The organism is Lysobacter sp. 1R34A, from assembly GCF_051217035.1.
Taxonomy (GTDB): Bacteria; Pseudomonadota; Gammaproteobacteria; order Xanthomonadales; family Xanthomonadaceae; genus Lysobacter.
Genome location: NZ_JBPKJP010000138.1, coordinates 1 through 8,302, shown reverse-complemented (window position 1 = coordinate 8,302; position 8,302 = coordinate 1). Strand labels below are relative to the sequence as shown.

Annotated in this window: 9 protein-coding genes; 2 read left to right on the top strand and 7 right to left on the bottom strand. The window is 70.4% G+C overall.

All coding sequences use genetic code 11. The annotated features are described in order from the left end of the window. The coding region (locus ACSAMQ_RS19050) for a DUF58 domain-containing protein (protein ID WP_435397169.1) at positions 1-1,304 on the top strand (1,304 nt) is incomplete at its 5' end. 161 nt (positions 1,305-1,465) lie between these two features. Here the strand turns inward: ACSAMQ_RS19050 and ACSAMQ_RS19045 are convergent. Genes ACSAMQ_RS19045 through aroE form a run of 3 tightly spaced genes read right to left on the bottom strand, consistent with a single transcriptional unit; the run spans position 1,466 to position 3,037 of the window. After that, entirely contained in the window at positions 1,466-1,729 is a 264-nt protein-coding gene (locus ACSAMQ_RS19045) for a YkgJ family cysteine cluster protein (RefSeq protein WP_435397168.1), read from the bottom strand. Beyond that, positions 1,726-2,160 (bottom strand): DUF952 domain-containing protein, encoded by a 435-nt coding sequence (locus ACSAMQ_RS19040; protein ID WP_435397167.1) that lies wholly within the window; start codon positions 2,158-2,160, stop codon positions 1,726-1,728. The genes ACSAMQ_RS19045 and ACSAMQ_RS19040 overlap by 4 nt, the downstream gene beginning before the upstream one ends. Positions 2,161-2,167: 7 nt before the next feature. Further along, on the bottom strand, positions 2,168-3,037 hold the full coding sequence (gene aroE, locus ACSAMQ_RS19035) for a shikimate dehydrogenase (RefSeq protein ID WP_435397166.1): 870 nt from the start codon (positions 3,035-3,037) through the stop codon (positions 2,168-2,170). A 48-nt stretch (positions 3,038-3,085) separates the two neighbouring features. Between aroE and ACSAMQ_RS19030 the strand changes: the two genes are divergently transcribed. After that, a complete protein-coding gene (locus tag ACSAMQ_RS19030; RefSeq protein ID WP_435397165.1) occupies positions 3,086-4,000 on the top strand; it encodes a TolB family protein in 915 nt (304 codons plus the stop codon). 92 nt (positions 4,001-4,092) lie between these two features. On the opposite strand, the gene hemB is transcribed toward ACSAMQ_RS19030, so the two are convergent. From hemB to cysT, 4 genes are all read right to left on the bottom strand, one after another. Continuing rightward, positions 4,093-5,085, bottom strand: a complete 993-nt coding sequence (gene hemB, locus ACSAMQ_RS19025) for a porphobilinogen synthase (protein ID WP_435397164.1) — start codon at positions 5,083-5,085, stop codon at positions 4,093-4,095. A gap of 229 nt (positions 5,086-5,314) precedes the next feature. Further along, on the bottom strand, positions 5,315-6,358 hold the full coding sequence (locus ACSAMQ_RS19020; protein ID WP_435397163.1) for a sulfate/molybdate ABC transporter ATP-binding protein: 1,044 nt from the start codon (positions 6,356-6,358) through the stop codon (positions 5,315-5,317). Positions 6,359-6,379: 21 nt separating this feature from the next. Continuing rightward, positions 6,380-7,240 (bottom strand): sulfate ABC transporter permease subunit CysW, encoded by an 861-nt coding sequence (gene cysW / locus ACSAMQ_RS19015; protein ID WP_435397162.1) that lies wholly within the window; start codon positions 7,238-7,240, stop codon positions 6,380-6,382. Beyond that, a complete protein-coding gene (gene cysT / locus ACSAMQ_RS19010; RefSeq protein WP_435397161.1) occupies positions 7,233-8,099 on the bottom strand; it encodes a sulfate ABC transporter permease subunit CysT in 867 nt (288 codons plus the stop codon). The genes cysW and cysT overlap by 8 nt, the downstream gene beginning before the upstream one ends. Positions 8,100-8,302 lie beyond the last annotated feature (203 nt).

The window sequence follows — 8,302 nt, the reverse complement described above, 5'->3', positions numbered from 1 at the left end:
GCTGGGCCCGGCCGGCGCCGCGCTGGATCTGGCTGGCCTTGCCGTGGTCGGCGCTCGGCCTGGCGGCGAGCGCGGGCTGGCTGCAGGCCGCGGCTTGGCAGGTGGCGACCCTGGTCATCGCGCTGATCGCGATCGCCGATCTGCTGCGGCTGTTGTACGCACCGACACCGCGGGCGGCTCGCCACATGCACGACACCTGGGCGATCGGCGTCGAACGCCCGGTCACTCTCGAATTCGAAGCCGAGCGCCGGCAGCGCCTGGATGCCTTCGACCTGCACCCCGGCGGCTGGAGCATGCGCAACCTGCCGCGCCGGCTCGATCTGCGCCGCGGCGAGAGCGCCAGCTTCGAATACGAACTGCGCCCGGGCACGCGCGGCGATTTCCAGTTCGACGGCGTGCAGCTGCGCCTGCACTCGCCGTGGGGGCTGTGGTGGCAATCGCGCATCGGCGGCGAGATCCAGCGCGTGCGCGTCTTCCCCAATTTCGCGCCGTTGGCCAAGTTCGCCATGTTCAGCGCCGAACAGGCCTCGCGCCTGGTCGGCGCGCACGTCAAAAGGCGCCGCGGCGAAGGCACCGACTTCCACCAGATGCGCGAATACCGCGTCGGCGACAGCCTGCGCCAGATCGACTGGAAGGCCACCGCGCGGGCGCGCCGGCTGATCTCGCGCGAGTATCAGGACGAACGTAATCAACAACTGGTGCTGATGCTCGACACCGGCCGCCGCCTGATGGCGCGCGACGGCGAGCATTCGCATTTCGACCACGTGCTCGATGCGGCCCTGGTCGTGGCTTACCTGGCCTTGCGCCAGGGCGACGGCGTCGGCCTGCTCGCGAGCGGCGGCGAAAGCCGCTGGGTGCCGCCGCAGCGCGGCGTCGGCGCGATCGACAACCTGCTGCGCGCCAGTTACGCCCTGCAGCCGCAGCCGGTCGCGACCGACTTCCTCGCCGCCGCGACCGAACTGTCGCTGCGCCAGCGCCGCCGCTCGCTGGTGATGCTGGTGACCAACCTGCGCGACGAGGACATGGACGACCTGCTCGCCGCCGTGCGCATGCTGCGCGGCCGCCACCTCGTCTGCGTCGCCAGCCTGCGCGAAGGCTCGCTCGATCGGGCGCTGGCCGAAGAAGTCGCCGACCTGTCCGGCGCGATCCGCGCCGGCGCCACCGCGCAATACCTCGAACACCGCGTCGCCGCCCACGAAGCGCTGCGCAACCACGGCGTGATGGTGCTCGACGTCAGCTGCGACCAGCTGGCGGCGTCCTTGGTCGAGAAGTACCTGGCGGTGAAGCGCGACGGTTTGCTGTAGGCGCGGGTGCAGAGTTCAGCCGGGTCAGAGCGACAGCAACAGCAACAGCAAATCCCCTACGACCGCTGCGCGGGCGTTCGCCCCCTTTTCTGAGCGGCGAAGGCAGGAACGCCCCCTTTACCCCGACCTGCCCCGCAGCCGCGAACGCGACGCCCAGGCGATCACTCCGGCCGGGTCTGCGCTTCCAGCCAGTCCAACCACTGCGTGGCCTGCCCACGATCCTCGCCGCACATCTCGGGCGATGGCTGCAGCGACCCGCAAAACGCCGGCCGCTCCGGCCTGCCGAACAAACGGCAACGCAGATCGTCGTCGAGTTGCACGCAAGGGATGCCGGCCGGTTTGCCGTGCGGCATGCCCGGGATCGGCGAGGTGATCGAAGGCGCGATGCAGCAGGCGCCGCAATGGCTACGGCAGGCGAAGCTCATGGCGGCGCGGTGAACGGCTCGACCGCGCGTACCGCGTCCAGGGGAATCGCCGCGTACACGTGCGGGAAGAAATCGCCGCTGCGTTCGCTCCATTCGTAGCGCAGGGCCGGGCCGAGCGCGGCCGCGTCGATGCTCAATCGAAGCAAAGCGCCGCGCCCGCGCTGATGGCGTGCGATCACGCCGTCGAGTTGTTCCTGGGTCGCGCAGTGCACGAAGCCTTCGCGCAGCCATCCCTCGGGCGCGTAGGCGCCGGTGGCCTGCGCGCGCTGCCAGTCGGCCGGGGCGGCGAAATGAAAGATCGTGTCGAGGCTAGGGGCGGGGGCGGACCGGGTGCCGGCGACGTCCGGTGGCCCGGACGGCTTGCGCTCGGCGGGGCCGGAAACGTTCGCGGCGCCGCGCTCGGGCGCCGCGTCGCGGTCGTTCGCGCTCATCGCCGGCTCAGTCGGCGGTGACCAGGGCGTCGGCGCGTTCGCGCAGCATCGCGTAGACCGGATCGGTGTCCGGGCGCTTGCGGTGCCAACGCTCGAAGCTCTCGGCGGCCTGTTCGACCAGCATGCCGAGCCCGTCGATGCGGTCGTGCGCGCCGGCGACCTTGGCCCAGGCCAGGAACGGAATCGCCACCTCGCCGTAGCTCAGGTCGACCGCGGCGGTGCGCGGCGTCGCCAGGCTCATCGGCAGGGTCGGCATGGCGTCGTCGCGCGCGGCCGAGGTCGCGTTGACGATCAGGTCGAAGTTGCCGAGCGTGCCGACGTCGGCGAGATAGCGCGGATGCACGCGGCCCGGCATGCCGAGCGCGTCGGCCAGGGCGTCGGCGCGTTCGCTGGTGCGGTTGACGATATAGAGGTCGCCGATGCCGGCGTCGAGCAGGGCCGGGGCGACGCCGCGCGCGGCGCCGCCGGCGCCGATCAACAAGGTGCGGCGCGAACGCAGGTCCAGGCCGTGGCGCTCGGTGAGGTCGCGGATTAGGCCGGTGCCGTCGGTGTTGTCGCCTTCCCAGCCGGTCGCGCTGCGGATCAGGGTGTTGACCGCGCCGGCGCGTTGCGCGCGTTCGCTGAGGTGGCTGCAGATGGCGGCCGCGCGCGTCTTCAGCGGCAGGGTGATGTTGGCGCCCAGGCCGCCTTCGGCCGCGAACGCGGCGAGGGCGGCGTCGAACTGTTCGGGCGCGGCGTCGATCGCGATGTAGTCCAGGGCGATGCCGAGCTGGCGCCCGAACGCGGCATGGATGCGCGGCGACAGCGAATGCGAGACCGGGTGACCGAACACCGCATAACGAAGGACCGGGCTGGACGAACTGGAATCGATCGACATGGACACGCCTCGTTCTAGACTGGTGACCCTCATTGCGGGAGACGCACGATGCGGCACGCCAGGGTCCGGTTCGGCTTCAGTCTACTCCTCGCCTGCGGGCTCGCCAGCACGGTTCACGCCGCCCTGTCCGAATTCGGCATAGAAGGCATGGGAGTCGTATCGACCGTGCACAGCGAGGTGCGAGGCGCGGTGGCTCCCGACGGACGGCGCATCGTCTGGGGCAGCACCGACCGCCGCGGCGGCGCCGGCGGATGGGACCTGTGGCAGGCCCGCCTGATCGATGGCCGCTGGCAGGACCCGACGCCGTTGTCGGTGAACGCCCAGGCCAACGATTTCGACCCGGCCTTCAGCGCCGATGGGCGTTGGCTGTATTTCTTCTCGAACCGTCCCGGCGGCCACGGCGGCGACGATCTCTATCGCACCGCGGTGCGCGAGGACGGCAGTTACGGCCCGGCCGAAAACCTCGGTCCCGGCGTCAACGGCCGCGGCGACGAATGGGCGCCGACGCCGAGCCGCGACGGCCGTCATCTGCTGTTCGCCAGCGACGGCTTCGGCGGCAGCGGCGGTCACGATCTGTTCGTCGCGCATTGGAACGGCCGGGCCTTCGTGGGGCCCACGCCGGTGCCCGGGGTCAACAGCGCCGACGACGAATTCGACGCGGCCTGGCTCGGCGACGGCCAGACCCTCGTGTTCGCGCGTTCCAAGGACGTCGAGAAACAACCGATCCGTTTGTACGTCGCCCACTGCGACGGTGCGCGCTATGCGCAGGCCGCGCCGCTCGCGCTGTCGTTCAATACCGAAGAGGCCTACACGCTCGGCCCGGCGATCGACTGGAACAAACCCGGCGAGCTGCTGGTCAGCGGCTCGGCGAAGGCGCCGCGCGCCGGCAAGATGGATCTGTACCGGATGAAGGCGCCGGCGGCCGCGGGCAAGGACGGTTGCGTCGCGGCGCCGCCGCGCTGATCCGCCTGACTTGAAGCGGGGGCTTGCGCTACGGAACGCGGCCGGCGCGAACGCGCGAGGCTGCGTCCCGTTGAGCGGTATCGCGCGAGGTCTCAGCGCGCCTCGCGCATCCACTGCGCCGCGTCGAGCGCGAAGTAGGTCAGCACGCCATCGGCGCCGGCGCGCTTGATCGAGGTCAGCGCTTCCATCACGCAGCCGCGTTCGTCGAGCCAGCCGTTCTGGATCGCGGCGCGCAGCATCGCGTACTCGCCGCTGACCTGGTAGACGAAGGTCGGCACGCCGAATTCGTCCTTCACCCGACGCACGATGTCGAGGTAGGGCATGCCCGGCTTGACCATGACCATGTCTGAGCCCTCGTCGAGATCGAGCGCGACCTCGCGCAGCGCCTCGTCGCTGTTGGCCGGGTCCATCTGGTAGGTGTACTTGTTGCCCTTGCCGAGCGCACCGGCCGAGCCGACCGCGTCGCGGAACGGGCCGTAGAAGCTCGACGCGTACTTGGCGCTGTAGGCGAGGATGCGGGTGTGGATGTAGCCGTCGAGTTCGAGCGCGTTGCGGATCTGGCCGATGCGGCCGTCCATCATGTCGCTGGGCGCGACCACGTCGCTTCCGGCGGCGGCGTGCGACAGCGCCTGCTTGACCAGGGCTTCGACGGTCTCGTCGTTCATGACGTAGCCGCGGTCGTCGACCAGGCCGTCCTGGCCGTGGCTGGTGTAGGGGTCGAGGGCGACATCGGTGATCACGCCGAGGTCGGGGAAGCGCTGCTTGAGCGCGCGGATCGCACGCTGGCACAGGCCGTCTTCGTCCCAGGCGGCGACCGCGTCGAGCGACTTGGCCTCCGGCGCGGTGACCGGGAACAGCGCGAGCGCGGGCACGCGCAGCTCGCTGGCGCGCTCGGCGACGCGCAACAGTTCGTCGATCGACAGACGCTCGATGCCGGGCATCGAGCCGACCGGGGCGCGCCCATCGAGTTCGTGGACGAACACCGGATAGATCAGATCGTCGGCGGTGAGGACGGTCTCGCGCATCAGGCGCCGCGAGAAGTCGTCGCGGCGCATCCGCCGCGGGCGCGAATAGGGATAGGTCATGGGCGCTAGTTTACCCCTGCCGGTCGCGGCGGCCTGCGACCGGCGGTCGCGCCGGGGAGCGGACGCTGCGTTCTGCCGACGCGCACAGGTCCGGCAGCGCGCCCGCACAAACCGGGAGTCCAGCCGGGTTTGCCGGTTCGGGCCGAATACACGCACTCGGCCCCCGGGGTTTTGGGAGGCTGGCGCTGGCTCGCCTGCTCGGCGACTCGCGCCGCCGGCCGACTGCGGCTTACTCCGAATACACCCGATAGCGCAGCGGACGCACATGCACGGTGCTGCCGGGGGCCGGGGTCACCGCGTCCGGGGTCGCGACCAGGTCGAGTTCCAGCGGCCGGAGCTGGCCTTCGACCAACAATTCCAGGGTGATCCGCTCGGCCAGGCGGTGCGCGGACAGGACCCGGGCCGGCAGGCCTTCGCCGTCGGCGACCAGGGCCATGTCGTGCGGCCGCACATACAGGCGCGCGCGGCTGCGGCTGCGGCTGTCGACCGGCAGGCGCAGGGCGTGACCGTTGACCGAGAGCTGGCCGCCCTCGGTCTGGCCTTCGATGACGTTGGCGCGGCCGATGAAATCGAACACATAGGCCGAGGCCGGCGCGCTGTAGATCTCGTCGGGCGTGCCGACCTGTTCGATGCGGCCGTCCTTGAGCACGACCACGCGGTCGGCCAGCTCCAGCGCCTCTTCCTGATCGTGGGTGACGAACAAGGTGGTCTGCCCGGTCTGGTCGTGCAGGCGCCGCAGCCAGCGGCGCAGTTCGACGCGGACCTTGGCGTCGAGCGCGCCGAACGGCTCGTCGAGCAAAAGCACGGTCGGGTCGATCGCGAGCGCGCGGGCCAGGGCGACGCGCTGCTTCTGTCCGCCCGATAATTGTTCCGGATAGCGCGCGCCGAGCTCCGGCAACTGGATCAGGTTCAACAGCTCCTGCACGCGCTGGGCGATGGCGGCCTTGTCGGGCCGGTGAGCGCGCGGCCGGCTGCGCAGGCCGAAGGCGATGTTCTCGGCCACGCTCATGTGCTTGAACAAGGCGTAGTGCTGGAACACGAAGCCGACGTTGCGCTCGCGCAGGCTCAGCCGGGTCGCGTCGCGGTCGCCGAACAGCAGGCGGCCCGAATCGGGTTGCAGCAGGCCGGCGATCACCCGCAACAACGTGGTCTTGCCCGAGCCCGACGGCCCGAGCAAGGCGACCAGTTCGCCCGAGGCGACGTCGAGGTCGACCGAGTCCAGCGCGGCGACGCTCGCGTAACGCTTGGCGATGGCTTGAATGTGCAGATCCATGTCGGGCGGCTACCTATCGAATCAATGTCGGCGATGCGAACGCGCGAGCGCGTCGCCGTGGCGTGCCTCGAGCCAGATCTTGAACACCAGGGTGACCAGGGCCAGACCGGCGAGCAGGGAGGCGACGGCGAACGCGGCCGCGGCTTCGCCGCCGAGTTGTTTGTACAACACCTCCACGTGCAGCGAGAGCGTGTTGGTCTTGCCCATGATGTTGCCCGACACGACCGTGACCGCGCCGAACTCGCCCATGGCGCGCGCGCTGCACAGCAGCACGCCGTACAGCAGGCCCCATTTGATGTTCGGCAGGGTCACCCGGAAGAACATCGTCCAGGCGCTGGCGCCGAGCGAACGCGCCGCGAGTTCCTCGTCGCTGCCTTGCTGCTCCATCAGCGGGATCAGCTCGCGCACCACGAACGGGAAAGTCACGAACATCGTCGCCAGCACGATGCCGGGCGTGGCGAACAGGATCTTGATGTCGTGCCGGTTGAGCAGGTCGGCGAAATAACCGTGGGTGGGGCTGAACAACAGCACCAGGCACAGGCCGGCGACCACCGGCGATACCGCGAACGGCAGGTCGATCAAGGCCAGCAGGGTGCGCTTGCCGCGGAACTCGAACCGGGTCAGCGCCCAGGCCATGAACACGCCGCAGATCGCGTTGACCGGCACCACCACGGCCGCGGTCAGCAGGGTCAGGCGCAGCGCCGACAAGGTGTGCGGCTCGGTCACCGCGGCGATCCAGACCTTGAGCCCGCTGCCGAACGCGGCGCCGAGCAGCATCAGCAGCGGCAACACCAGCACCAGGACCATGATCGCGACCGCCAGGGCGATCAAGGTCCAGCGCACCCAGGCCGGTTCCTGGAATTGGTCGCGCGCCTCAGCCATCGCGGCGGCTCCCGTGGGCGAACAGCGCCGAGGCGGCGTTGATCGCGACCAGGCAGGCGAACGACATCAGCAGCAGCAAGGTCGCCAGCACGATCGCCGCGGTCACCCCGCCTTCTTCTTCCAGGCGGATGGTGATCAGCAACGGCGCGATCTCGGTCTTCATCGGCAGGTTGCCGGCGATGAAGATCACCGAGCCGAACTCGCCCAGGCCGCGCGCGAACGCCAGCGAGAAACCGGTCAGCAGCGCCGGCAGCAGCTCGGGCAGGATCACCCGGCGCAAGGTGGTCAGGCGCGAGGCGCCGAGCGAGGCCGCGGCTTCCTCCTGTTCGCGGCCCAGCGCTTCCAGCACCGGCTGCAGCGTGCGCACGGCGAACGGCAGGCCGATGAAGATCAGGGCGATGACGATGCCGGTGGTGTTGTTGACCAGCTTGATCCCGAACGGCTGCAGCAACTGGCCGATCCAGCCGTTCTCGTCGTAGATCGCCGCCAGGGTGATGCCGGCGACCGCGGTCGGCAGCGCGAACGGCAGGTCGACCAGCGCATCGAGCAGGCGCCGGCCGGCGAAGCGGTAGCGTTCGAGCACCCAGGCGATCAGGGCGCCGCCGAACAGCGAGCAGACTGCGGCGATGAAGGCGGTGGCGAAGCTGACCTTGAGCGAGGCGATCACCCGCGGATCGCCGATCGCGCGCAGCCAGCCGTCCAGCCCGAGCCCGCCGGAGCGCAGGATCAGCGCGGCCAGCGGCAGCAGCACGATCAGGCCGAGCCAGGTCAGGCCCAGCCCCAGGCCGAGCCCGAAACCGGGCAACGGCCGGCGCCAGCGAACGGCGGAGGTCGGCAGGGGCAGGGCGTGCTCGCTCATGTGGCGTGGGCGGCCGTCTGAAGTCGGGGACAGAGGGGTGGGACGCTATCCCAGCGACGGGCGCCCAGGGAAATGCGCGTTGGTTGTTTCGAGGTGCGAGATGGCGATATGGCCAGGATGACGCGGCCCGGATTCGCGGCGGGTGAAGCCGCGCGGGCCGGGCGGGCCGGGCTAGGCGGGCCCGGCGGGCGCTGGCCGTCCCG

Excerpts from the sequence above, each read along its gene's own strand:
- ACSAMQ_RS19045 (WP_435397168.1), bottom strand. The coding sequence starts at position 1,729 with ATGAGCTTCGCCTGCCGTAGCCATTGCGGCGCCTGCTGCATCGCGCCT.
- ACSAMQ_RS19020 (WP_435397163.1), bottom strand. The coding sequence starts at position 6,358 with ATGGATCTGCACATTCAAGCCATCGCCAAGCGTTACGCGAGCGTCGCC.
- ACSAMQ_RS19040 (WP_435397167.1), bottom strand. The coding sequence starts at position 2,160 with ATGAGCGCGAACGACCGCGACGCGGCGCCCGAGCGCGGCGCCGCGAAC.
- cysW (WP_435397162.1), bottom strand. The coding sequence starts at position 7,240 with ATGGCTGAGGCGCGCGACCAATTCCAGGAACCGGCCTGGGTGCGCTGG.
- cysT (WP_435397161.1), bottom strand. The coding sequence starts at position 8,099 with ATGAGCGAGCACGCCCTGCCCCTGCCGACCTCCGCCGTTCGCTGGCGC.
- hemB (WP_435397164.1), bottom strand. The coding sequence starts at position 5,085 with ATGACCTATCCCTATTCGCGCCCGCGGCGGATGCGCCGCGACGACTTC.
- aroE (WP_435397166.1), bottom strand. The coding sequence starts at position 3,037 with ATGTCGATCGATTCCAGTTCGTCCAGCCCGGTCCTTCGTTATGCGGTG.
- ACSAMQ_RS19030 (WP_435397165.1), top strand. The coding sequence starts at position 3,086 with ATGCGGCACGCCAGGGTCCGGTTCGGCTTCAGTCTACTCCTCGCCTGC.